The organism is Corallincola spongiicola (assembly GCF_004284785.1).
In the GTDB taxonomy this organism is placed as follows: Bacteria; Pseudomonadota; Gammaproteobacteria; order Enterobacterales; family Neiellaceae; genus Corallincola; species Corallincola holothuriorum.
Genome location: NZ_SHLY01000004.1, coordinates 280,462 through 306,415 on the forward strand (window position 1 = coordinate 280,462; position 25,954 = coordinate 306,415).

At 50.4% G+C, this 25,954-nt stretch carries 21 protein-coding genes; 6 read left to right on the plus strand and 15 right to left on the minus strand.

Going from position 1 to position 25,954, the window contains the following annotated elements; translation table 11 throughout:
- Nucleotide 1: 1 nt before the first annotated feature.
- Genes gspM through pilM form a run of 3 tightly spaced genes read right to left on the minus strand, consistent with a single transcriptional unit; the run spans nt 2 to nt 2,144 of the window.
- On the minus strand, nt 2-652 hold the full coding sequence (gene gspM / locus EXY25_RS13440; protein ID WP_130567153.1) for a type II secretion system protein GspM: 651 nt from the start codon (nt 650-652) through the stop codon (nt 2-4).
- Nucleotides 649-1,242 carry a PilN domain-containing protein gene (locus EXY25_RS13445; protein WP_114338107.1) on the minus strand — a complete coding sequence of 198 codons (594 nt, stop codon included), beginning with the start codon at nt 1,240-1,242 and terminating at the stop codon, nt 649-651. The genes gspM and EXY25_RS13445 overlap by 4 nt, the downstream gene beginning before the upstream one ends.
- Entirely contained in the window at nt 1,239-2,144 is a 906-nt protein-coding gene (gene pilM / locus EXY25_RS13450; protein ID WP_130567154.1) for a type IV pilus biogenesis protein PilM, read from the minus strand. The genes EXY25_RS13445 and pilM overlap by 4 nt, the downstream gene beginning before the upstream one ends.
- A gap of 122 nt (nt 2,145-2,266) precedes the next feature.
- Between pilM and EXY25_RS13455 the strand changes: the two genes are divergently transcribed.
- Entirely contained in the window at nt 2,267-3,232 is a 966-nt protein-coding gene (locus EXY25_RS13455; protein ID WP_207232169.1) for a 1-aminocyclopropane-1-carboxylate deaminase/D-cysteine desulfhydrase, read from the plus strand.
- On the opposite strand, the gene EXY25_RS13460 is transcribed toward EXY25_RS13455, so the two are convergent.
- Nucleotides 3,229-5,151 (minus strand): EAL domain-containing protein, encoded by a 1,923-nt coding sequence (locus EXY25_RS13460; RefSeq protein ID WP_130567155.1) that lies wholly within the window; start codon nt 5,149-5,151, stop codon nt 3,229-3,231. The two genes, EXY25_RS13455 and EXY25_RS13460, sit on opposite strands and share 4 nt — an antisense overlap.
- 40 nt (nt 5,152-5,191) lie before the next feature.
- The gene (locus EXY25_RS13465; RefSeq protein WP_130567156.1) at nt 5,192-6,388 is read right to left on the minus strand and encodes an EAL domain-containing response regulator; all 1,197 of its coding nucleotides are present in this window, start codon (nt 6,386-6,388) and stop codon (nt 5,192-5,194) included.
- Between the two features lie 352 nt (nt 6,389-6,740).
- Here EXY25_RS13465 and EXY25_RS13470 point away from each other — a divergent pair, with 352 nt between their 5' ends.
- Entirely contained in the window at nt 6,741-7,658 is a 918-nt protein-coding gene (locus EXY25_RS13470; protein WP_165419365.1) for a tetratricopeptide repeat protein, read from the plus strand.
- Between the two features lie 373 nt (nt 7,659-8,031).
- The gene (locus tag EXY25_RS13475; RefSeq protein ID WP_130567158.1) at nt 8,032-10,077 is read left to right on the plus strand and encodes a CotH kinase family protein; all 2,046 of its coding nucleotides are present in this window, start codon (nt 8,032-8,034) and stop codon (nt 10,075-10,077) included.
- Nucleotides 10,078-10,229: 152 nt separating this feature from the next.
- Here the strand turns inward: EXY25_RS13475 and EXY25_RS13480 are convergent, their stop codons facing one another.
- A complete protein-coding gene (locus EXY25_RS13480) occupies nt 10,230-11,477 on the minus strand; it encodes an ABC transporter permease (protein ID WP_130567159.1) in 1,248 nt (415 codons plus the stop codon).
- Complete coding sequence (locus EXY25_RS13485) at nt 11,468-12,148, minus strand: ABC transporter ATP-binding protein (RefSeq protein WP_130567160.1); 681 nt, start codon at nt 12,146-12,148, stop codon at nt 11,468-11,470. Before EXY25_RS13485 ends, EXY25_RS13480 begins: the two co-directional genes overlap by 10 nt.
- 122 nt (nt 12,149-12,270) lie before the next feature.
- Between EXY25_RS13485 and EXY25_RS13490 the strand changes: the two genes are divergently transcribed.
- Entirely contained in the window at nt 12,271-12,936 is a 666-nt protein-coding gene (locus EXY25_RS13490; RefSeq protein ID WP_246019557.1) for a DUF3299 domain-containing protein, read from the plus strand.
- A gap of 25 nt (nt 12,937-12,961) precedes the next feature.
- Here the strand turns inward: EXY25_RS13490 and EXY25_RS13495 are convergent, their stop codons facing one another.
- From EXY25_RS13495 to EXY25_RS13520, 6 genes are all read right to left on the minus strand, one after another.
- Nucleotides 12,962-13,354, minus strand: a complete 393-nt coding sequence (locus tag EXY25_RS13495; RefSeq protein ID WP_233496461.1) for a MerC domain-containing protein — start codon at nt 13,352-13,354, stop codon at nt 12,962-12,964.
- A gap of 29 nt (nt 13,355-13,383) precedes the next feature.
- Entirely contained in the window at nt 13,384-13,842 is a 459-nt protein-coding gene (locus EXY25_RS13500) for a Fur family transcriptional regulator (RefSeq protein WP_114338098.1), read from the minus strand.
- Nucleotides 13,843-13,863: 21 nt separating this feature from the next.
- Complete coding sequence (locus tag EXY25_RS13505; RefSeq protein ID WP_130567162.1) at nt 13,864-14,502, minus strand: ZrgA family zinc uptake protein; 639 nt, start codon at nt 14,500-14,502, stop codon at nt 13,864-13,866.
- Nucleotides 14,503-14,780: 278 nt separating this feature from the next.
- Nucleotides 14,781-15,395 (minus strand): single-stranded DNA-binding protein, encoded by a 615-nt coding sequence (gene ssb / locus EXY25_RS13510; RefSeq protein ID WP_114338096.1) that lies wholly within the window; start codon nt 15,393-15,395, stop codon nt 14,781-14,783.
- A gap of 38 nt (nt 15,396-15,433) precedes the next feature.
- Complete coding sequence (locus EXY25_RS13515) at nt 15,434-16,798, minus strand: MFS transporter (RefSeq protein WP_114338095.1); 1,365 nt, start codon at nt 16,796-16,798, stop codon at nt 15,434-15,436.
- A 137-nt stretch (nt 16,799-16,935) separates the two neighbouring features.
- Complete coding sequence (locus EXY25_RS13520; protein ID WP_130567163.1) at nt 16,936-18,813, minus strand: alpha-amylase C-terminal beta-sheet domain-containing protein; 1,878 nt, start codon at nt 18,811-18,813, stop codon at nt 16,936-16,938.
- 299 nt (nt 18,814-19,112) lie between these two features.
- Here EXY25_RS13520 and uvrA point away from each other — a divergent pair, with 299 nt between their 5' ends.
- Nucleotides 19,113-21,932: an excinuclease ABC subunit UvrA gene (uvrA, locus tag EXY25_RS13525; protein WP_130567164.1), complete on the plus strand. Its 2,820-nt coding sequence runs from the start codon at nt 19,113-19,115 to the stop codon at nt 21,930-21,932.
- 72 nt (nt 21,933-22,004) lie between these two features.
- On the opposite strand, the gene EXY25_RS13530 is transcribed toward uvrA, so the two are convergent.
- Together EXY25_RS13530 and EXY25_RS13535 are read right to left on the minus strand one after the other, a co-directional pair.
- A complete protein-coding gene (locus EXY25_RS13530; protein ID WP_130567165.1) occupies nt 22,005-22,316 on the minus strand; it encodes a hypothetical protein in 312 nt (103 codons plus the stop codon).
- Nucleotides 22,317-22,573: 257 nt separating this feature from the next.
- Nucleotides 22,574-23,125, minus strand: a complete 552-nt coding sequence (locus EXY25_RS13535) for a lipid-binding SYLF domain-containing protein (protein WP_130567166.1) — start codon at nt 23,123-23,125, stop codon at nt 22,574-22,576.
- Between the two features lie 258 nt (nt 23,126-23,383).
- On the opposite strand from EXY25_RS13535, the gene ptsP reads away from it, so the two are divergent.
- On the plus strand, nt 23,384-25,954 hold the full coding sequence (gene ptsP / locus EXY25_RS13540; RefSeq protein WP_130567167.1) for a phosphoenolpyruvate--protein phosphotransferase: 2,571 nt from the start codon (nt 23,384-23,386) through the stop codon (nt 25,952-25,954).

The window sequence follows — 25,954 nt, forward strand, 5'->3', positions numbered from 1 at the left end:
CCTAGCTCCCGATAAATGTTCGGCTGGTACTGAGGGTAAACAGCTCAATCACCAGTTGGGCTTTTGGATACGTACCCACTTGGTAATTAAAGCTCTTCCAGTAAAAACGTGTCGGCAGCCCCTCCACCTCGGCAATGAAACGCATCAAATCGAAGTAACGCCCCTCGAGCTGTAACTCAATACCATGTTGATAGAGGTTTATCTGCTGACCGGAATCATCCACCAGATCCAGCATCGGGATCGGTGTTTTAGAAGTCAGCGCCAACAGCTTCACGCCTTTGCCTTTATCCAGCACCTGTTCCAACACGGCGGCCATCCGGTAGGCTGGCACCAAATCAACGGTTTGCGTTTCTAACTGCTGGTCGAGTTTGCGAATAGCAAGCTCTGTTTCCTCAATCTCTTGCGTCAATAGCTCATTCAGATCCTTGCTTAAGCGGATCTCTATATCGGCGATCTGAGTCTGGGTACGAGACTGTTCATCAAGCGCCTTGACCATATTGGCCTGAGTTTTTCGCAACTGAAGATAGGCAGGATCGACAAATAGGCTGTAGCCACCGAAAAGCACCAACACTAACCCAGAAACCAGAATGAGCACCCGTTCCCGGATGCTTAATCCATGATAGCGCGTAAGTAACTGCTGCCACTGGCTCATTCACTCTCTCCCGGTAAGCTGCTGAGAGTAAACAGCAAGCGCTGATTTTCATCTCGACTCATAGACAGCGAAGCGAACCCGGCCTTTTGCAATCTTGGCCCTTGGTGGAACCCCTGCACCCAACGGGGTACAGCTTTCGACGTGCGGGTGAAGCCGGTCAAAGCCAGATTAGTTTCGCTGGCTTTTATACCACTCAACCAGACATCATCATCGTGGTGCTTAGCTAGCTCCAACATCAACTGTGAGAACCCCTGATTCTTTAGCGGTTCACGGTTACTTAGCTCACGTAGTAAATGGGTTTTCACTTTATGTTCGGCGGTTACCAACTCTTTTTTCCGCACCAAGTTGCTGGATGGCTGTCGCTGTTGCAGCTGCTGGGTCAATGCCGCCAGCTGCTGATTGAGTTGTTTGTTGGTCATCTGTGTCATCGACAGTTGATATTGCGCGTCAGCCAAACGGGAATTCAACCAGATGGCACTCCCGGCAATAAACAAAATAGAGAGACACCAAAACACCAGCACAACCGGCAATGACAACGACTCTCTTTGCGGTCGTAAGGCATCAACATAAAGATTGATATGTTGCTTCATTCGTCCCCCATGCCGGCAGCAAATACCCCAGCAAAACTGAGTAACTCACCGCTGTTCAAATTGGCAGAGATCGCCACTTCAGGCTCGAAGGTGACCACGGGAATAAAGAAATTGGCAGACATTAACTCAAGGAGCAACGGGGTATTGTCACCCGGCAAAGCGACCACTATCTGTTTCACTGGCGCTTGTCTTAACTGGCTTTCAAAGTAATCCAACGAACGCTGAACTTCCAAGCTCAAATTATCAACAACACCGGCTCTTAGCTCTTCGCCAGTCATAGACACCAGCAGGTCATAGCCACGAATACGTCTTGAGAAAAACAGCATCCCCTGCTTCACAATTAACAGCAGCAGCTCTTCATTTGCCTGTTGCACTAACAGCAGTTGCGCTTCGTCGGTCACTGGAAACAGTTTTGGCAACGTCAGCTCATCAACCGCGATGCCACTTAACGGCAGCTTAGCCGCGTGTATGCCATCAACCATCGGCTTGAGCACTTGAATATCAGCGCAAACCACATTGAGCTTATTGGCTCCGGCAGGCTGCACCGGCAGTTCGAAGTAATCGAGGATCATATTTTCGGGTGCGATAGGCACCAGATCTTTGATCGCCCAAGAGAGCGCTTGAGCGATCTCTGCGTCATCGACTGCTGGGCGATCAACTTGCACGATGTGATAATAGCTAGGTCCCACCACCAGCTGGCAGTCACTGGCGTTAGGGGGCAGCGCTTCGCCCGTGGCAAGCGCTTGCTCAAAAGTGATATCTGAGCGATAACTCAAACTCTCCGCGGATATGGTATGAGGTGCTCCGGCGCGAAAGCGGCACAGAGTTAACGTATCATTGCTGACCCTAATACCGATACGTTCTCCGGACGCCTTGCGGCCAAACAAACGACCGAGCGGCATTCATATCTCCCTTGCGGCCTCTGCGGGCCTTTATCATAGGTTACAGCTTGCGCTGTATAGTTTAGGATTATCGCCTAAACACCCCGCTTATCAATGAACTAATAGCCTAAACTGTTGTGCCTGTGGCAAAAATTGACGATGTTCACGCAAAATTAAGAGATCTAGCACAGGCTTCACCACTGATGCCGGTGCCATTACCACTGTGTCAGCGCCATGGCATCACCCTCTATTGCAAGCGCGATGATCTAATCCATGGGGAAATTTCCGGTAATAAATGGCGTAAATTAAAGTATGGCTTGCTCTACGCCGCAGAAAGGGAGCTGACGCATCTGCTCAGTTTTGGTGGCGCCTTCTCCAATCATATTGCTGCGCTGGCGGCAGCCGGTCACCACTTTGGATTTACCACCACCGGCATTATTCGCGGCGAGCCGGATGCCGCCAACCCGACACTCAAACGCGCCGCTGAGCTGGGGATGAAATTGCACTTTGTCGATCGCCAAACCTATCGGCGCAGACATGAACCGGAATACCTTGAGCAACTGCAACGCCAACATCGCAATACGCTGATTTTGCCTGAGGGCGGTAGTCATGCCTTAGCATTGCCCGGCGTTGGCGAGATCCTGACAGAGATAGATATTGAATATGACAGCTTGATCACCGCAGTTGGCTCGGGAGGTACGCTTGCAGGGCTCATTGCCGCTGATCAGGGAAAACACCAACTGCTTGGCATACCTGTGGTAAAAGACAACAGTTTGGCAGCACGTATTGAGCGGTTAGTCGCGGAGCAAGCACCACACTACCAAGCAGCGCCGAGCCACTGGCAGCTGCTGCATGGTTACAGCGCAGGGGGGTACGGAAAAGTCCCAGCAACACTGCAACAGGAGTTGATTGAACTGGCGCAACATTGCCCTATCCCGCTTGAACCTGTCTATACCGGCAAAGCGTTTTTAGCACTGATGAGTTTAATTAAAGAGGGCTATTTCCCCGCCGGTCACAAAATTATTTTTCTGCATACTGGCGGGTTACAAGGCCTGGCCGGATTGGCTTACCGCGGGCTATTTCAGATGCCCAACACTAAGCCAAATTAGCTACTTTCGGTGCACTCAGCAACCCGTTCCAGTGATTCAGAAAAGAAGTGGCCTTGGCCACCGTAGACACCAAGATTTCGCAAGGTGCGCCATTCCGCTTCGGTTTCCACACCCAGCGCAAAAATATGCACTTTTTGCTCTTCCAAACTACCGGACAAACTGCGGACAAACAGCTGATTTTCAGGCCGATTTTGGATATCTCGGACGATACTGTGGTGCAGTTTCAGGTAGTCAATCTTTAGCTTGTTGATGTAGTGACTTCCCACCACAGTCTGCCCAACCCGATCAACCAACAACTGGCAACCTGTTTGCTGAAGCTTTAGCAGAGGCGCCTGTATATCATCTTGATGGTGACTGACGTGGTATTCAGAGACTTCAATGATAATGCGATGTGCGATCGCTGGGTGGCTGTCCAACGTGGCGAGTAACCACGTCATGAACTCATCATTCATCAGTGAGTCACAGGACAAATTGATACTGCAACGCTCGGTATCGGCTTTTTCATACTCAAGTAGCTTTATCAACTGCTCGATAATAATGCGGTCAATTTTTGGCAATAGCCCGCAGCGAGACGCCATAGGCAAAAACACCCCTGCGCTCACCAGCTGGCCTTTATCATCCCGCACTCGTGTTAGCACCTCATGGTGATGGATCCGACTGGCTGAGCTGGTAACGGCACTTTGAGTAAACATGACAAAGGTACGTCGGGCAATCGCATTCTCTAAAAGAGCACGCCAACGTACCGAGCCTAAAGCATGACCTCGTTCGATCACACCGCGGTCATACATAAACCAGCAGCTTGGGCCCTGCAGTTGCGCAGCCCGTAGTGCCATATCGGCTTCTGAAAGCACCTGATAGCCTTCATCTCCCTGAGCAAACAAAGCCACACCAATATGAATAAAGCACTCGCGGTCGACAATTTCCGGTACAGCTAAGCGACGCAGACCCCGTTGCAGTTTATTGGCAAGATCTTCCACCTCTCGAGGCATCAAATTAGGCACTAATGCGGCAAAATCCGCGCTGGAACGCCGGGCTATCACGGTATCGTTGTAACCAGCCAGAAGCTGCCCGAGTATATTACTGAATTGGGAGACCAACTCGGCACTGGCTTCCTCACCCAGTTGCTCTTTAATCAGGTCAAGTTCTTGCAGTTGGATCAGATAAACCGCACCGCCATCATTGGCTTCACTATCACGCAGAACGCCATCTAAACGGTTATCAAAAAATCGGCGATTACCAAATCCCGATTCCAGATCGGTAAAAGTATTGTCGCGAATAAACTGGTCAAAACGGCTGCGCTCTTGTTGCGCTGATTTGATCTGTTGCTGCAACTGATCCAATGCCTGACTAACGGCAGCAGGCGATTCTCCCGCCTCGGCTTGCGCGGCCTGACCATTTAAGATCCCTTCGCCCCGCTGCTGCAGCAGCGCCACACCCTGCATCTGTTGCCTGCTGGTGCGGCCAGAATAAAGCACAGCAAAACTACTCACCATCACAGCAACTAGCAGGGCAACCAACCACCAAAGACTGCTAAACGCACTGATAAATAAAGGCTTTAGGCCCAGTAAACCCCAGCGTTTTTGGTGGGTCGGTAAGCGTAGTCTCACCACCGAAATCCCCTGCGTGGCGAGATCTTCACCAGCCGGGTACTGATAAATAGTATGTCCACTCTGCTTAACGGTCAGAAAGACTAAATCATCAATCAAGGCCAGTGCAGGCTGCAAAGACTCATGGTTTGCCTCTGCTTCATTGCTCTCTGCAAAATGCGTATCCAGCAGCCCTTCGATCACCGCAACCTGGTCAGCCCGTTGCTGCGAGGCGTGCAGCAAAGCTGCCGAGGCAAACAACAGGGCAACCAAGACCGTTGATAACAGCAAGCTGCCGGTCCATGCTCGCTGTAACTTTCGGCTTAATTCCATAGGTATTCCTTTACGTTAATCAACCAGTGACTATCGATAACTAAACGGCCCATTGCTGCTGCCAGGCATCAAGATCCGCACTCATCATAGGTTCGGCGGCATAATACCCCTGACAATAGTCACAACCTAATTCTCTTAATAACTGCCAACCTGCGGCATCTTCTACCCCTTCGGCAACAGTCGACAGGCCAAGCTTTTTCGCCACATCGAGACTCGCCTCAACGATAGCCCGCAACTTTGGCTTACGTGCCGCATCACGAACAAAACTCTGATCAATTTTAAGCTCTGTAAATGGGATCTGGCCAAGCTTTTCCAATGACGAGTAGCCAGTACCAAAATCATCAATCGCCAGTTGCACACCGTTCATACGCAAGCGTGCCAGCGTTTCAATCATAGGGCCTAGATCGGCCGTCAACTCACATTCGGTCAATTCGATCATGCATAGTTCAGGCGGTACCTGATAGCGCTTAAGCAAACGCATAAAACGATCGCAAAACTTGGTGTCAGTCATAGAGTTAGGCGGCAAGTTGACGGCCACCGTGACCTCTTGCCCCTGTTTGATAAATTGGCGGGATTGAGCCAGCGACGCACTCAACATGACTTCACTCAGTAACTCAATCTCTCCCGCCCGTTCGAGCAGGGGCAAAAAGAAACCAGGCGTGATCACGCCGCGCGATGGGTGGTACCAACGCACTAGACTTTCAACACCGATCCACTGCCGATTATCGAAACGCACTTTCGGCTGAAACACGGCATTAAACTCTCCCTGTTCCAACCCCTCCATCACCTCATGCAGTGCGATAGGCAGTTCGTTATCAGTTAGAGATTCAGCACTAGATTGATGAGCCAACATAGACACCAGTTGCGAAGGTTGCACTGGCTTGGCCAAGGTACCAAAAACCTTTAAGCCATACTCGGTCGCCATCGCCTCGGCGGAATGCAGCAGCATATCGGATTCAGCGCTGACCAAAATAAGCCCGCCATGAAAACTGCGTTGGCCTAGATGGCGAATAAATTCTAGCCCATCCATGTTTGGCATCTGCAGATCACACAGAATGATATCGAACAGGATCCCCTCAGACAGAAGCTGCAAAGCTTGCTTACCATCCTCAGCCTGCCAAGATTGTTCTACTCCAAGTCGCTCCAGCAGCTGCAACAGCAGTTGCCGCGGCACAGGTTGATCTTCCACCAGCAAAATCCGCAGTTCACGGATCTTGTCTCTCTCTTCTACGGTCATCCTTTCCCCAAAAAGCAGCGCTATACTTATCAACAAGGTCCTTGCAAAGGAATATGCGATGCGCGCTGTCCATCAAATGTTCATGGGTGTCATAGCTCTGCTATGTTTGGCTAGTATATCGGGCTGCAGCTCCAATACTGCCCTACATTCACAAGTTAAGCCGAAAATTCCAAATTCGCTATGGCAAGACAGCGCTTTTGTTAACCGTCCCACGATCCCTTCGCAGGCCGAAATATTCGCGATCTCACCACAGATGCAAGACTACCTTAAATCTAGACTTAGTGGTCATAGTAAAGGAAGTCACACAAAGTTAGCGCGACTGATCGATCTTTTACGCTCAGAAGATGAACTGATGCTCAGCTATGACAATCGAGCGACACTAACCGTTTCGGAGGCATATCAGCAACGTTTAGGTAATTGCCTGACACTCTCTTTGCTGACCCAAGCCATTGCTGATGCCTGGAAGCTGGACGTTCGTTTACAGCAACCAGACTTTCCGGAATTATGGGAGCATAGAGACGATATCTATCTGGTTAGCCAGCACGTTAATGTAAAGATCGACATCCCCAGAGCCTATGGTATCGGTGAGGCCGCCACCGACAACGCACATACTATCGACTTTAGCGGCAACCCCAGCCTTCGCTATCTGCCGCAGAAATCGTTATCAACCGAACGCGTCGTGGCGATGTTTTATAACAACCGAGCAGCTCAGGCGATAGCGAATAAAGATTTTGACAGCGCATATTGGCTAAGCAAAGCGGCACTGACTGCAGATCCAGGCTTTATCTCAGGCTACGCCACACTAGGGGTAATATATGCTCGCTCCGGCCAGCTCACACAAGCAAACCAAGCCTACCGAACAGGCTTAGCACATCAAGCCGATCATCCATTGCTACTCGCCAACCTAGCCATTTTGCTGGAACGGCAAGGAGACAGCGAGGCACTGGCAGAGATCCAGCCCCGCCTGAAAAAAGTGATTGAAACCAATCCATTTCACTATCATCAACAAGGGGAGCAGGCATTCAAGGCTGGCGAGTATCGCACAGCCCTTAGGTATTACGAGCGAGGCCTTAAACTCTCTCCCTATATCCACGATCTCTATTTTGGCTTAGCCAAAAGCTACTACGCCCTTGGCCATACTCAAAAAGCGAAAAAGTATTTAGAAGTGGCGATGGAGTTAGGCAGCAGTTATGCCATACAACAAAAATACCGCCGTAAGTTGCAACAATTGGACAGCTATACGCAAACAACAGCGGCATTAACCCAGTAACCAAAGCTCTGTTACTGTCTCTGTTGGATTTGCTCTGCACTTATCGCTTGGAGACGCATTCGCTCCCATTTAAGTCGTCGCACGCTGTGCCCCTACGTCGGCCATTCTTTGAGCTGACAAGTGTGACTCACTCTGCTCAGGCAGACGCCTGTTGCTAATCCAAAAGCTGTTTCTGCATACGATAAAGTGGCCATGAGTCGACGGTTCACGGCCACGTAGAAGTCACAACAATCTTGAGTAAGTCACAGTCGGTGAACCACAACTACTGTATGTTCAATGGCATAGGAAATAGATAGATGCCTTTGTCTCTTTCTACCTAACTCGGCACACCAACAAGCAAAAATAACGACTTATTCCGACATTTGGATAGACGATGTATTTCAATACTTTAAAGGGAACTGCCCTGCTCTTTGGCTTACTCCTAAGCTTTACTAGCCAGGCACTGAATGACACTAGCTACTTAAACGACGCAGATCATCAATTCTGGTTTGAGCTAAATGATCTACCCACGGTCAAATTACACTTCACTGAAGAACAGTGGCGTCTGCTATTAACCTCGACCAGCAGCGACCGCGAGGAGGTCAGCGGTGATCTGACCTATGTAAAGGATGGCATTGAATACCCGCTAAATAACCTGGGGATTAAGGTCAGCGGCAACACCAGCTTTGTCTTACCTGAAGACCACAACGGGAACTATGTACAAGCTAATTTCACCCTTGATTTTGATGAGTTTGTCGATGACCAGACCTTACGAGGCATCACCAAACTCAAGCTAAAACGGTTCAAGGATGACTCAAGCTATGTGCGCGAACCACTATCTAACCAGATCATGCACAACTTCGGTGTCTGGACAGCACACTCTTCGACTTACGCCCGCTTGGTGATCAGCATTGGCGACCGAGCTGACGCCTATTTTGGCATCTACCGGATGAATGAAAGCGTCAACCGTAAGGAGTATTTGGATAAACGCTTTGGGCCAGACAACGACGGCGGCTTTCTATGGCAGGGAAATCATAAATCCTGGGGTAAGGCACACTTTTCCAAGATCAACGCACAATGGGGCGGCGTAGGTGACTTTGAACAGGCCAGCTTTGAATATAAAGGTAAAGGCTCAAAATACCTTGAAGGGCATGCCCAACTGGTTGACTTAGCTGAGAACTTTACCAACCTGCAAGGCGAAGAGTTTGAGGCCTATGTTGCACAACACATCAATATCCCCCTACTCCTAAAAGGATTAGCCAGTGAGGCGGTACTCGGCCATTGGGATGGTTTTTGGGGAAATGGTAATAACTATTTTATCTATATTGATGAAAGTGAAGTGATGCATTTTGTCCCCTATGACACAGATAACACCCTGGGAACATCGTTGCTGGTCAGTGATTCAGGTGAGCGCGATCCCTTGGTATTCGCACCGCCTGCCGATGCGCCATTACTGGTGCGTAAGATCCTCGCCATTGACCGCTACATGGACGAGTATAAGACCTATATTGAAGCACTGGTGACGGATAGCGGGCTGATGGTAGAGGGTGACTCGGTGCAATGGATAGCGACTGTTCACCAGCTTATCGAAGCCGATGTTGCAAACGCCACTGGCGACAATCAGATCATCGCCGACCGACCCGCCTACTGGGGAAACCAAAGCAACTATCGCATCTATGAGACCAACTCAGGAAAGAACTGGTATTCAACCCGCCGCAACGCGGTGTTAAATGCCTTAGATAGCTCTAATCACGCCTACCCAACCGTGTATTACCGTGGCGTCACCAACGATTGGGGCGCGAGCCTGATGACTCAGGTATCAGCAGATGTTTGGCGTATCACGGTTAATAGCGACGAGGCGACCAATGCCTCCGGAGATCCGCGGTTTAAATTCGATATCTACGCCGACTGGAGCCACAACTACGGTGACAACGATGCCGACGGAATGGTTGAGGAGGGGGGCAATTCAATCCACTTCGGCGATGGTTTTGGTGAGTATCAGATCACTTTCTTTGCTGCCGACGGGCGCTACGAAGTGGTGAAAGCGGTCACCCCACCTCCAGTCGTTCTGCAGCCGCCAGTGGCTGACGCTGGCGACGATATTCAGATAGAAGAGGGAGAGTATGCTTATTTTGATGGTGCAGGCTCCGCAGATTCAGATGGGCAGATCTTGAGCTACCAATGGTCTAACGACATGGTCGGCGTCAACCCGTCTCAGCTCTACGCCAACGCAGGAACCTACACCGTGACCTTAACGGTAACGGATAATGATGCCCTGAGTGCAACCGACAGTCTGGTCGTTACCGTCACAGCAAAAGCCGAAGAGGAAAACGAAGGTGAACTAGAGGAGGCCGCCTCAGGCGGCGGAGGCGCAATTGGGTTCGGCCTGCTAATCCTGATGGCTGCGGGTGTTCGACGAAGAAGCCACTGCAATAGTTAAGTTTGCAGAGGTCGGTTCCAGCAAGCAATCGAAGCAAAAAGCCAGCGCCTAATTGCGCTGGCTTGAGCATAAACCATCAATCTGTTTTCCGGTGACACGGTGGCGTAACTAAACAACAGACTCAGCAACGAATCACGCATCGTCAAACAGATTCATTGCCCGGCTGATTTGATCCCCCTGTGATAGGCGGATACCGCCGGGATGGTGCTGACCAGCACTGTTGCCGCAATGACAGCAGCCATCATTGTCAATGACGACTGAGAGATAAAGTTGGCACTGATATGCAGGCTATACTCAGTGCTCAGGTAACCGTTCAGCACCAGCAACGACGCACTGAGTACGCCCCCCGCCAATGCCATAGACAGCAAAACGATAATCAGCGCCTCTACTTGTATCAGCCGGAACAGGAACCAGGGCGACGCACCGATCAAGCGCATCACTTGGATCTCTCTTTGCCGCTCGCGAATAGAGGCGAGCATCATGGCACTTAAGCCCAACAGTGAAGCGACGAGGATCAGCACGGAGATAAGACGCAGTGTATTTTCCATCACCGCCATCATCTGCCATAACTCGCTTAACGCCACACCGGGCAGAATCGCTGTCAGCGCCTCACCACGATACTGATTAATCGCACGTTGCACCCGGAACGTCGATATCTTCGAATTTAATCCCACCATCATCGCAGTAATGCTTTGCGGCACCAGCTGGTTGGGATCGATAAGCGGAGCAGGAGACGCGGTAACCGGCAACTTCACCCCTTGCTGCCAATTGAGATGAATCGCTTCAATGCCCGCCAAGCTCACGTGCAGTGCTTGATCAACCGGTGTACCTGTTGGTGCCAGGATACCAACCACGGTAAACGGTTTATCGTCATGACTACTGAACTGGGTGCTCACGAGGCCATGGGATAAAATCAAGCTGTCGCCCAGTTGATAATTCAGCTTACGCGCGACATCTGCCCCCAACACCACATCGAACAGGTCGCTGAATCCATCGCCCGCTGAAAAGCTCAAGCTTTGCTGCTGGCCATACCGAAAATGCGTAAAGTAATCCGTTGTCGTTCCCATCACCCGGTAGCCCTTATGGGAATCCCCCAGAGAGATCGGTATCGTCCAAGCGATATCAGGCAGTTCAGTGATCTTCTGATAGGTCGACCAATCAATATTATTGGTCGCGTTACCCATCCGAAAGACCGAATAGAGCAACAGATTAGTAGAGCTGGTGCGAGCGCCAACGATCAGATCCACGCCGGAAACAGTCTGGCGAAAACTCTCTTTCGATTGCTGACGAATATGCTCAACCCCCAGTAGTACAAGAATACTGACGGTCAACGCCAACACAGTCAGCAGTACAGACCCCTTGCGACTATACAAGCTTTTCCAACAGAGGCTTAAAAACACGAGAGCTCCTCCGTGGCTTGATTGATATCGAGTATCGATTCATGACGCACAAAATGACTGGCGAGGTCATCCTCGTGACTGACAAATATCAGCGTGGTTGGGTGCTCCGCTAGCATCGCCATCAGCAAGGTCATAAACTGGTCACGATTTTTCTTGTCCAGCGCAGAGGTGGGCTCATCCATGATCAACAATGCCGGCCGATTAATCAAAGCTCTGGCAATGGCCACCCGCTGCTGTTGCCCCACGCTTAACTGCTGGCTAGCTTGATGCAACAACGACGTTGGGATCCCCAAATCATCCAGCAAAGACTCAGCGAGCTGACCGGAACCACCGTTGCTGGCGAAATATGCTGCTAAGCGCACATTCTCCAGCGCACTTAAGTAAGGCACCAGGTTAAACTGCTGAAACACGCAGCCGATGTGATTAGCTCGAAACTTATCCCGCTGACGCGCACTCATCTTGTCCAGTCGCTGACCACAGATCTCCAACTGCCCCTGCGTCACAGGGAAAGTACCGTTCAGAACATTGATAAGGGTGGTCTTGCCTGACCCCGATGGCCCCTGTAGAAAAACATGCTCTGCGCCATGGGCTGACCACTGTGGGATGTTAAGCACTGGCGTTTGTGCTTGTTCCGGGTACGAAAATAATAATTCGTGAATAACAATCGACATGGACTTGTTCGCTGATCCGAGGTGTATGATTGGCCCAACCCTTTGCAGGATAGTTCCACTCTAGCCGTTATGATATAACGTCAATATTGATGCATGTTATGTTCTCTTCAACAAGGTCCACTGTGAATCTCATACAGCCTAACCGCATACTTATCCCCAACACTTTCCTGCTTGTCATATTTTGCCTCAGTTTGACATCCTGCAGCGAACCAGAGAGCGTCGGCACACCGAACCAAGCGATTGCAGGTTCTATCACTGAACCAGTACCACAAGACCAAGCAGCAGACGAAACACCTAAAACGTACCGCACCATTGAGTGGATTGAGTTAATGCCTGCCGATGACCTCGAAGCATTGCTTAACCCGCCAGAGTTTCTTGGCGAAATCGCCGATGGCTCGGATGAAGACCTGATCGATAGTAAGCTGCAACTCGACACCAGCAGTGTCGGCGATAGCCCCTATGAGCAAGCATTGGTTTCCACCCGAGTGATCGAGGCGATGAATAACCAAGCTATTCGTATTCCGGCGTTTGTCGTACCACTGGATTTTGACGATACCATGGTCACCAAAGAGTTCTTCTTAGTCCCCTTCTTCGGTGCCTGCATCCATGTGCCACCACCGCCACCAAACCAGATCATCTATGTGAAACACCCTAACGGTGTGCAACTCAGTTCACTGTACGATGTGTTCTGGTTTTCTGGGACTTTAATCGCTGAACTAAATACCAATGACACTGCGACCGCGGCATATACACTGCAAATCGACCAGATTGAGCCCTATCTGGATTGAGAGGATGAACACACATCTAGATCGTTCAGGCGTGACAGCGACCCGCTTTGCAGTATCGAAAGTTCTTAATATGGCCAATAGCGATCAGTAACGAACCACCCAAGGTCAACACTTTTTCACCCAGCTCTCCAAGCAGGTGGTGGCCAAACAATGCAGCAAGAATGAGCGTCAATAAGCCCGCCACGCCCCAACCGAACAGATGCCAGTGGCGGTGCTTTCGACATCCCATAAACAGTGCGATCACACTGGTAGGTACAATGCCGAGTAACAATATCAGATGAAATTTTTCATCCATTAAGGCTGAGCCAGCCAGTGCGGGTAACGCCACCACTAACATGGGTAACAAAATGCAATGCACGGCACACGCCGTTGAGATCCCAATAGCCAACATGTCCATCGTCAGGGTTTTAGATTTCACCAGTTATTCCTTTCAGTTCTGTTTTTTGATTAAGCTGCCTGTTGGCATTCGGGACACACGCAATTCAGTTCAAGCTGGGGAGATGTAAGCTTGTAGCCAACATCTGCGATACTATGCTGAAGCTGGTCAATTAAGGCTATATCGACGCCAAGCTCTTTCACTTCACCGCACTGCTGGCAGATTAAAAACTGCGCTATTTGGTGGGTATGGCTGCAAGTGATATGCGCACAAGCCACATACTTATTGGCCAATTGCAGCTTATGCACCAGATGCTCTTGCTCCAGAAACTCCAGCATGCGGTAGACCGACATCACTGGAATGGTTTGCCCCTCTTCTTCGCGACAGATATCGGCAATCTCATAGGCGGACAATGCCTTAGTTGAATGCAGCAGTGCCGAAAGCACCAGTTTTCGCTTATTAGTCAGACGAGCGCCAGATTGCTTACATTGCTGTTCGGCCACTGCCAGAACTTTTTCAGAACGGTTCATAACTAATCCTCGGTCATCGCACTACTTGAGTGACACGCGTTGCTCGCCATTTTTAAGTGTGACAGCGCCCTGCTGACCATATGCAACCCACTGGACATTCAGGCTTTCGATGACTGGGAAAGAGGAGAACAGTAGTAGATCTACCGATCGAACGGCAGCCATTTGATCACAGCTAAACTGGTAACTGGCGGCGATATCCGCATGCCCGCCATCATCGTGTTCATGTTCATGTTCATGTTCATGTTCATGTTCATGTTCATGTTCACCATGATGATGCTGAGATGCGACGTTTTGATGGTGATGGTCATGACCATCACCATTCACAGCCAGCTTGCCAATATCACTTTGGTAATCCACCAATTTGCACTGCCCGCCATCGATAAGGAGCTGCGCACTGGCATCGGCCAACATTTGTTTAGCGATTTCAACACGTTTGTCCTGGGCCTGGGTCGTGGCTTTGTGCTCAAAGCCAACCAAATTGTCTGCGGGAGATCTAAGCTCAACCAGCAACAGGTTCTGGTCAGCAATAATGTTTACTTCCGCCACCCCATGAACATGGGGTTGGCTAGCGATAGCAACAGAAAAAGCCGCAGGCAGCGCCGCCAATACTGTACCTAGGCCAAGTTCACAATAGCGAAAGCGCTTACTGTTCACGCTCATAACCCACCCAATCTCAATCGTTTACCTCAAATAGCAATGTTACAACATATCATTTAATTCGCAATTAAATTTAGCTGTGAAATAGTCATGCACCGATAGTGATAGATAATCGAAAAGAACCGCCGGACCAAATTCATCGAGTGATATAAGCCCGCTTTGCAGCGAACTTTCTTATAGCGACTGTCATCGAACCCAAAGGGCGCAGCGCGACAGCTAGCCGCAAAAAAGCCCCAAACATGGGGCTTTTTCATTGTTCAGCAGTAACCGAATGGCAACCCTTAGAACGGAATATCGTCATCGAAATCCAACGGTGGCTCGCCGCCCATTGGACCCGGGGCCTGCTGTGCAGGTTGCTGCTGCGGCATACCGGCTGGTTTCTGATTGAAACCCGGTTGTGCAGGCTGCTGCGCCGGTGCGGTTTGCGGTGCGGCATGCTGCTGTGGTTGGAAACCTTGCTGTGGCTGTGCAGCGGGCTGTTGCTTAGGCTGAAAGCCTTGTTGAGGCTGGAAACCACCGGCGTTAGCCTGCGGTTGACCGGCGCCTTGACCAGCACCACGGCTGTCTAGCATCTGCATTTCGTTAGCGACAATCTCTGTCGTATAACGATCTTGGCCCTGTTGATCTTGCCACTTACGAGTCTGCAAGCGCCCTTCGATATAAACCTTAGAGCCTTTACGCAGGTACTCACCGGCGATCTCAGCTAAACGACGATACATGGCGATACGGTGCCATTCCGTCTGCTCTTTCTGCTCGCCGGTTTGTTTGTCTTTCCAGCTTTCACTGGTTGCAACGGTAAAGTTGGCTACCGCTGCGCCATTTGGCATGTAACGGACTTCTGGATCTTGTCCCAAATTTCCGACCAATATGACTTTGTTCACGCCTCTGCTGGCCATGCCATGCTCTCCACTTTTACTTTTTCAGCAATATAACACTAACTACCGGCCAGTAATGCCTTGGCTGGTGCTAATTCAAATGTCTCATCTACTTTGAGATAAGTAATTCCTTCTTCGGCGACTATCGTCACCTCTTTAACGCCGGGCAGCTCTCTTAGCTGCTCGGCCAGCGCGACTGCGCCATCATGTTTAGTGAGCAATGCAGCAACGTCTAAGGTAACACTGCGATAACGCCCTGCTTCACTCATTCCCCAAGCGAACACTGCCCAAAGCAGCACCAAACAGGCCGCTACGAGAAATACTATCTTGGGGGTAAAAAATTGCATCACCACGCCGCCAAGCAGACCACCACAAAACGCACCGAAAAACTGGCTACTGGCGTAAATGCCCATGGCACTGCCTTTGGCTCCAGCGGGAGCAAATCTTGCGATCAATGTCGGCAAAGTCGCTTCAAGATAATTAAAGCCAGTGAAAAATACCACGATCCCGGTCACCACCAGCAAGTTTTCCGGCGCAAATGCGAACCCCATCAGGCTGACAAACAGCAGTAGCTGTGATGCTCTGACGCCACCGCGGCTGTTTCTTTTTTTCGCCGAAATGATCAACATAGGGATCATCAATACAAACGACAGTAATAAGGTTGGTAAATAGATATGCCAATGCTGCTCTGGTTGATAGCCCACCCGCACCAACTCTCCCGGCAAGGCAACAAACATGGCGGTCATCAAAAGATGTAGCGAGAAAATGCCCATATTCAGGCGGCTTAACTGTGGATCAGCAATGAGCGCTTTCAGCCTTGAGGGAATAGGTACCACATCCCCCTTGGGGGCGAAGGAGATAGCATTTGGCACGGTAAAACGTGTTAATAAAAAAGCCACCACAGCCAGTCCTGCGGTCACCCAAAACAAGCCTGATAGATACAGTTGTGCAGCCAAGATAGGCCCAGCTACTAAGGCAACAGCAAACGCAATGCCGATAAACATGCCGATCAGCGCCATCACCTTGGGTCGCTGCTCATCACGGGTTAAGTCGGCAGCCAATGCCATCACCACGCTGGAGATAGCGCCCATCCCCTGCAATGCCCGTCCGACTGTCACGCCATAAACGCTGTCACTCAAAGCCGCAACAACACTACCAACCACAAACAGCAGCAGGCCGAAGTAGATCACCGGTTTGCGACCGTAACGATCAGAGGCTAGCCCCATAGGTATCTGCATAACAGCTTGCGTCAGACCATAGGCACCAATCGCCAAACCGACCCAAAGCGGGCTATAACCAACCAGCTCTGCACCATAAAGCGCAAACACAGGCATGATCATAAACAATCCCAGCATGCGAATAGCAAAAATGGTCGCTAGCGAATACGCCGCTTTAGTTTCTAATGATGAAAGTCCAAACGCCATGCTTCAGGAAGTCTATCTGTTGTCACAAAAAGAGCAGCGAGTCTAACACGCTCAGCGGGCAGCTTCATCCGCTCACTTTAACGAAATAAAAAAAGGCGCCCGTAGGCGCCAATCAACAAGGGATGGCTAGTCCAGACTTAAAAATTGTGAATACTTACCGGCTCACTCACACCCCGCTTGAATACGTTAACTTTGCCGCATTCAGCGAAATGGTTACCGGAAACATAAGGGGCACCAGCTTGGCTAACGTCCGCTTCCCAAGCTGGGCCGTTACTGATGAAGGTTTTCAACTCAAACCAAGTACCATCAACGGCCTTACTGCAATCCATATCGACATCCAGCATCCAGTAGTGAGCGCCGTAAGCATTAAGCGGCTCTTCACCAAAACCATCAACGGCAACTGTCTTCACTGCGCCCCAATCTGCAGGCCAAGTGTTCGTTGTCCAATCAGCAGCTGACCCTTCGGCTGCACCACTTTGTGACGCTTCAGGTCCGTACCAATCTAGATAGTTGTCGTTTGCTTTCCACGGGGCAGTGGTGGCATTACGCAGGTTGTTGTGACGGATTGGCATTGCACATTCAAAGTTTGTCGCGGTGCAGCTACGTCCTAAGTTGGCGGCCGCATAATCATGGTCAATACCACCACGGATAAACATATCCTGACCAGATTCAGTAAGACCCTCGATCAAAATAACGGTGCGTTTCCAGTCACCTGGAAGCTCAGATTTGGTCCAGATAGCCCAATCGGTACCCGCTTCAGCCACTGTCCAGTTGCTGCCCGCAGGGCTCCAGCTACCATTACCCATCTTCATTGCCACGGTGTCGCCGATATAAGCGGCATACAGGCCTTGCTCAGCACGATCAATGGTAACGGAAGAATCAGAGTGCAGGCCTTCGGCTTTACGCAGCGCCATCAGCGCCTTGATATCATCGCCTAAGCCCCAGTCAAAGTAATGCGCCCAGTAGATGGAAGGTACACCCGGATGAGTCAAGATATAAGCATAAGCCTGCATCACCTTGTCACACGGTACTGGCCAATGACTTTGGCCATTGCCACACATCTCACTTGGACCTGTGTCATGGTTATCGACGAAGGTGACTGAGCGACTAGGCCAAGCACCAATGGTACCTTGAGGCTTGCCGTTACCATCACGCAGATGAGAGAAGTTGTAGGTTTCTAGAACCTTATTCAGGATCCCTTTAGTGGTGAAATCAAAAACAGCGCTGTTGCCGTTTGTTGAGTCAACCCAATCGAGCTGTAATTGACGATGCTGATCTGGGTACTCACCACCAAAGAAGCAGTCTTCGCCGTTGTAGCAAAGTGATGTCCAGTACTCTCCGACGCTGAAGTAAGGAGATGTGGCTTCGTTGTATTCGCCGTTATAACCACCCCAATAGCCTTTAACATAGTCATAGCGCCAGCCATCGAAACCAACACCTTTCAATACGTCGTTCATCCAAGTTTTCAAACTTTGACGCACATACCATTGGCTATGGTCGATATCACGAGCAGCCGCATAACCACCACCGGAATCTGCAGCTCCGCGAGTACCGGAACAATCCGAACCGGTCGCATCCCATGCTTCATCATCAGACGTAATCGCATCGTTACCCCAATCTGGATTAACAAAGTTACACCAGCTTCCAGTACCGTTACGGTGATTGATAACGATATCAGCAATTGCTTTGATATTTTTACCATGCAGAGTGGTAATCAGATCCCGTAGATCTTGTTCTGTACCATAGTTAGAGTTCAGGTTGTTATATTGCTCTGGCAGGTAACCTTCCAGAGAGCCAGCCTGTGAAGCGGGCGGTAACCACACCATGTCAAAGCCAGCGCTGGCGAGTTCATTTGCCTGGTGTCCGACCTGCTGATACCAATCACCAGCACTGGCTGAATGCCAGTGAAAGCCTTGGATCATGATGTCGTCATTATTTTCTGATACTGCAGCCAAAGTGGGGGTTGCCACAGCCATTGCCACCGCGAGCGGAAGCATGCGCCTGATCAAGTTCATTATCGGATTCCTGTTGTAGGGTAGAGGTACATTTTTTTCTAATAAAGCTTATTATTGTTATCGCTATCAAACGATGTAAATATGTTGCTCACAACGCTGAGAAAGCGAACACATAATGCTTAGTTATTGAGCAAAAAACAGCGATACCGGTCACACAACAATCAAAGAGAGTCAATTTATTGACGCTTCGTTAATTTATTGACACTCGTTCAATCTGCGCCACCATCATTTGAAGCAGGTAAGTTAGCTAAAAATGTGAGATGCTACGCGTTTCCCTTTTGGCAGCTGAATAGTGCTTTATGAACGAAATTGAGATCCGTGGCGCACGCACCCACAACTTAAAAAACATCAGCCTGACCCTGCCTCGAGACAAGCTCATTGTGATCACCGGGCTTTCTGGCTCAGGTAAGTCTTCACTCGCTTTTGACACCTTGTACGCCGAAGGACAAAGACGCTATGTCGAATCCCTATCGGCATATGCGCGTCAATTTCTCTCACTGATGGAAAAGCCCGATGTTGATGCCATCGAGGGCTTGTCTCCAGCGATCTCCATCGAACAGAAATCGACATCCCATAATCCCCGCTCAACGGTCGGCACAATCACCGAAATATACGACTATCTGCGCTTATTATTTGCCCGTGTTGGTGAGCCTCGTTGCCCAACCCACCACGCCCCACTGGCAGCACAAACGATCAGCCAGATGGTTGATCATGTGTTGGCGCAACCTGAAGGGAGTAAGTTGATGCTGCTGGCTCCAGTGGTGCAGGAGCGTAAAGGGGAACATACCAAGGTGCTTGAAGGGCTTTCCGCCCAAGGCTTTATCCGTGCTCGTATCGATGGTGAGATCTGTGATCTCAGTGATCCACCGACATTAGAACTACAAAAGAAGCACACCATCGAAGTTGTAGTTGATCGTTTTAAAGTCAGAGAAGATCTGCAACTTCGCCTAGCGGAATCCTTTGAAACGGCGCTGGGTCTGTCCAATGGCAATGCCAAAGTCGCCTGGATGGATGAAGCGGAAAAACCAGAACTGATATTTTCCGCTAACTTCGCCTGCCCACACTGCGGTTATTCCATCGCCGAACTTGAGCCAAGACTATTCAGCTTCAATAATCCGGCCGGCGCTTGCCCGACCTGTGACGGTTTAGGCACCCAGCAGTTTTTCGATCCAGACCGGATCGTTACCAACCCGGAACTGACCCTCGCTGGCGGTGCTATTCGCGGCTGGGATAAACGCAATTTTTACTACTACCAGATGCTGGGCTCGCTGGCGGAACATTTTGGCTTTGAACTGGATATCCCCTTTGCTGAACTAACAGATAAAGCCAAAGAGCTGCTGCTGAATGGCAGTGGCAAACAGGAGATCGAATTTAAATACCTAAACGACCGTGGCGATATCGTGATTCGCCGCCACCCGTTTGAAGGTATTGCTAACAACTTTGCCCGTCGCTACCGGGAAACCGAATCAAGCTCAGTGCGGGAAGAGCTGGCGAAGTACATCAGCCATAAGCCTTGCCGCAGTTGCAGTGGTACACGTCTACGCCAGGAAGCCAGAAACGTATTTGTCTCTGACACCACCCTGCCCCAAGTCGTGGAGCGCTCTATTGGCGATTGTCTGAGTTTCTTCGAACAGCTGGAGCTATTTGGGCAGAAGGAGAAGATCGGTGAAAAGATCCTCAAGGAGATCAAAGACCGTCTGACCTTCTTGGTGAATGTTGGTCTTAACTACCTGACACTATCCCGTTCTGCCGAAACCCTGTCGGGCGGGGAAGCCCAGCGCATCAGGCTGGCCAGCCAGATCGGCGCGGGCCTTGTTGGCGTAATGTATGTGCTGGATGAGCCCTCTATCGGCCTCCACCAACGCGATAACGAGCGTTTACTGAAAACGCTGAATCACCTTCGCGATCTTGGTAACACAGTGATCGTCGTGGAACATGATGAAGATGCGATCCGCAGTGCTGATTACGTAGTAGATATCGGCCCTGGTGCAGGCGTGCATGGCGGCGAGATCATTGCCGAGGGTAGCGTCGACGACATCATGGCCAGCGATGCTTCTCTCACCGGAAAATACCTTTCTGGCGCGGTGAAAATTGAGGTTCCAGAAAAACGCACACCCGCTTCAGATCCGTGGCTAACACTCAAAGGCGCCACAGGTAACAATTTACAAGATGTCGAACTGACATTGCCAATAGGTCTAATGACCTGCGTCACCGGTGTATCCGGCTCCGGCAAATCAACCTTGATAAACGATACCCTGTTTCGTATTGCCCATCGCGAACTCAATGGTGCGACCACCGGAGAACCGGCGCCTTATACCGACATTGAAGGGATGGATCTGCTAGACAAAGTGGTCGATATAGATCAAAGCCCAATTGGCAGGACACCCCGATCAAATCCAGCAACTTACACCGGGATTTTCACACCCATTCGCGAACTGTTTGCTGCCACGCAGGAATCCCGCTCTCGCGGCTATAAGCCAGGACGTTTTAGTTTTAACGTCAAAGGGGGGCGCTGTGAAGCATGTCAGGGCGACGGTGTTATTAAGGTAGAGATGCACTTCCTGCCCGACGTTTATGTGCCCTGTGATGTCTGCAAAGGCAAACGTTACAACCGCGAAACATTAGAGGTTCGTTACAAAGGCAAAACCATTGATGAAGTACTGCAGATGACAGTGGAAGATGCGCGGGTTTACTTCGATCCGGTACCCGCTATCGCTCGCAAACTGCAAACCTTGATCGATGTCGGCCTCTCCTACATTCGCCTCGGCCAGTCCGCAACCACTTTGTCTGGCGGCGAAGCGCAACGGGTAAAGCTGGCAAAAGAGTTGTCCAAACGGGACACTGGGAAAACTTTATACATTCTCGATGAACCGACCACCGGTCTGCACTTCCATGATATTCAACACCTTTTGGATGTGTTACATCGGCTGCGAGATCACGGCAATACCGTTGTGATCATTGAGCACAACTTAGATGTGGTGAAAACTGCAGACTGGGTAGTCGATTTAGGGCCTGAGGGTGGCTCAGGTGGTGGTCAGATAATCGCCAGTGGGACGCCAGAAGAGGTCAGCCAAAGTAAGATCTCCCACACTGCGCGCTTTTTGCGATCTATGTTGTAAGCTGCTCGGAACAATCAGCTTTAATACCATAGAAAATGGCCGATATCACTCGGCCATTTTTCAATCTAATGCTTACTCTTTACTCGGGTCGTGCTTTAATCCTTCACTCGGCAGTGTCGTACTCAGTGGCTCACCGATCCCTGAAATGGGTGGCGTAAACTGGCTATTCAACATATGTGCAAGATGCTTCAGATGGCCTCTGACATGCTCGTCGACGAGCATTTTGTCGGTAAAGGCGACGTTCTCTAGCGCACTGGCTAAGCGCTTTGCACTATCAGGTGCTAACTCCTTTAGCTGATTGGCCATCAACTGCTGTGCCACTTCAATCGCAGTTAATCGCTTGTGAACCGCGTTCAACTCATGCTGCAAGTCGAGATCGCTCATTGAATACTCCCCTATCACTTAAATTGGCAAACGCGGCCGAATGAACTTCGATAGTACCTAAAGGTATTAGCTAAAAACCGTTAGGCTACAGGCAATTTTGGACAAAAAAAGATTCAGATAACCTCTGTAGAGTACTGTGTTAGCAATCACCACCGCAACCAGATAACGTGCCAGGACGACACATAAGAAGAGAGCGCAAGCATAGAAGCGAGCATGAGCGAAGCAGCTTTTACCCACTTCGCCCGCAATTGAAGGGACTAATTCAGATCTTCATCCAGCCAATACTTGGTGCCACGAACCGTCGCTTGCAATACCAAGCCACTCTCGGTCATCTGATAGATCTCAATATCACTGACCACCGCCTGCCCACTTGCCGCACCACCATCATCACCGGCTTTCGCGGACGCATCCGCCTCACCACCAAACTCCCAACCGCTATTAACAAATTTATCCATCACTTCCGCCGTTCTAAAAATAAAAACAGCACGAAAATCTTTCACTCCCAGGCCGAGACCGATGCCGCCTGTACCCATCTTCATATAGGTATTTTTTCCTGTGTTATTGTTATGCACCACGCCATAGCCACCACCAACAGCAGCGATGAGCAAGTTAACATCAGCATTCTTAAAAACCGCATAGCCAGGAGCCGTTTGCACTTTAGTTTTCGCTTCCGGCTTTTCCTTATAAAGTTGGGCCAACGCTTTATCATGCATGGCCATCACTTCCGCGCGTTCGTCAGCCACCGAGTCGGCCCATACCGCAGGCATAAAACCAATCAGCAAACACAATGCAAACCAAATTTTCTTCATGAAATCACCGTTCAAACAAAGAGTTAGACTATTTTATTAAACTAGTCCGTTAATCCCTCTTTGCCAAGTCATAAGGTCAAGTTTTGCGCAGCAAAACAGGAAACATAACGCCGCCACCGTGTGCAATGTAACTTAGTGTAACGGCAGCGTAACCGACTGTTATTTAGTGTTTTCCCATTCCCCAAAAGTGATCTTGCGCAATTTATTTAAAGCGCATCACCATAGAATCGTCGCCAATTTCATTCGTCAGGAATCGTCATGGCCATCGCTCAACACGCTCAGATCCAACGCCAGACATCATCTCAGTCTGTTATTTTGCAAGCGCCTCTCAAAGGCATGATATACGACCTATCCGAAGTACCCGATCCTGTATTTGCACAAAAGATGGTCGGTGACGGTATCTCCATCGACCCCACTAGCGACACGCTATGTGCCCCATGTGCTGGCGAAGTTATTCAACTTCACCCCTCTCACCATGCAATCACAATACGTACCGCCGAGGGTATCGAAATATTGATGCACATAGGGTTAGATACCGTGATGCTGCGCGGTGAAGGATTTACTCCCCACGTCAGCGAAGGCGACAAAGTGTCTACCGGACAACCTTTGATCCACTTCTGCGCTGACCAAGTCGCTCTCAATGCCCGCAGCTTGATGACAGAGATAATCATTACCAACGGTGAGTTAGTAGAAAAGCAGATCCCCGCTAGCGGCCGTGTGGATGGCCCCAAAGACACTTTGCTAGAGCTGGTACTGAAACAAGTTGACGAGCAAGCAGCCAAAACTAGCCAGCCAAACTATCCACTGCTTAGCAGTCAACCTGTGTTGATCCCCAACCCAACCGGTTTACATGCCCGTCCATCCGCAACGCTGGCAAAACTAGCCAAGGAAAGTGGCTGTGATCTATTCCTCGAATGTAACGACAGTCAGGTTAACGCCAAAAGTGTTGTTGCCCTGATGGGACTCAACGTGCCTTTCGGTGCCTCTGTGATTTTGCATGCCGCAGGTGCCAACGCCGAAGCGACTCTGCAGCAGATAACGCAAGCGATCCGCGAAGGTCTCGGAGAAGATGTTCAACAATCACATAACGAGATAGTCGCGGAGCCAGAAGAAACCTCTTTGCTACTACCCAAGCAACAACAAGACGATCTGCTGGAAGGGGTCGCGGCATCACCAGGTTTAGCCATTGGTGAGATATTTGTTATCCAGCCTGAACGCTTTGACATCAGAGAAACCGCCAATAATTCAGCCGATGAAGCTGACCAGTTAAATCAAGCGATCAGTACCGCCACGCAACAACTAGCGACGTTGGCACAAACCTGGATCGATAAAGGTGATGCTGAGCGTGCCAAGATCTTTCAAGCGCACCAAGAGTTGCTCAGCGATCCCACCTTGTTGGAAGCGGCTGAGGTCACTATTACTGCAGGTAAATCCGCTGCATTCGCCTGGCAACAAACTATCGAACAGCAAGCGCTCGTTTTCAGCCAAATGGACAATCAACTGCTAAGAGAGCGTGCCACTGATCTGCGGGATGTAGGAAATCGCGTACTCCGCATTATGCTCAAACTACCAGCGCAAGGGCCTGAATTACCGAACAACAGCATTCTGATTGCCGACGACTTAACGCCATCCGACACTGCTAATCTGGACAAAGAAAAAGTAGTGGGTTTCGCTACGGTACAAGGAGGCTCCTCCTCCCATGTTGCCATTATTGCTCGCGCCATGGGGCTGCCAGCTATCGCCGGTATAGACCCCAGAGCGATGCAGCAAACGAATGGCACCCAAGTTGTTTTGGACGGCCAGTCAGGGCAGCTAAAACTCAATGTCTCTGCCGCTGCGCTGAAAGAGATCACCAACCGCCAGCAAGCCGCTGACAGCCGCCGCCAGCATGCCCGCCTCAATGCCCATCAAGCGGCGATCACCTGCGACGGTCATCAACTGGAGGTGGTAGCAAATATTGGTGGCATCAAAGATGCCAGCCAGTCTGTGACCATGGGCGGTGAAGGTGTTGGCCTGCTGCGCTCAGAATTTCTCTACCTAGATCGCGTCACTGAGCCAACCGAACAAGAGCAGTATGAGATCTACCGTGATGTATTGCTGGAACTTGGCCCTGAACGCCCACTGATTGTTCGCACCCTTGATGTCGGTGGTGATAAGCCGTTGAACTACTTACCCCTGCCAAGCGAAGAGAATCCATTCTTGGGTCTGCGGGGAATTCGTATCGGTTTGGATCGCCCAACCCTATTGCGCAAGCAAGTGCGTGCCATTCTGCGGGCATCTGCCCATGGCCGCATCCGCATCATGTTCCCGATGATCGCCACGCTCAATGAGCTGAAACTAGCTAAGCAGGTGGTTGAAGAAGAGCGCATCAAGCTGGATGTCGCCCCGATAGAGATCGGCATCATGGTAGAGGTACCGTCCACCGCGGTTCTCGCTGAGCAGTTTGCCCCGGAAGTCGACTTCTTCTCTATCGGCAGTAACGACCTGAGCCAATACACCCTGGCAATGGATCGCGGTCACCCGAAACTAGCGGCGTTTGTCGATGGCCTTAATCCTGCTGTTCTCAGCTTAATTAAGATGACTGCCGATGCAGCGAAGCGCCACGGCAAATGGGCCGGTGTCTGCGGTGGTATCGCCAGCGATCCACAAGCCGTTCCGCTACTGATCGGCCTTGGCATACATGAGCTGTCAGTCAGCGTACCGGTACTGGCCGAGATCAAGTCACAGATACGTGAGTTAACACTCACTCAGTGTCAGGAGCTAGCAGCAAAAGCTTTGCAGCTAACTGACGCGAAAGAGGTTCGAGCATTGGTACCGACCGTTGATTAA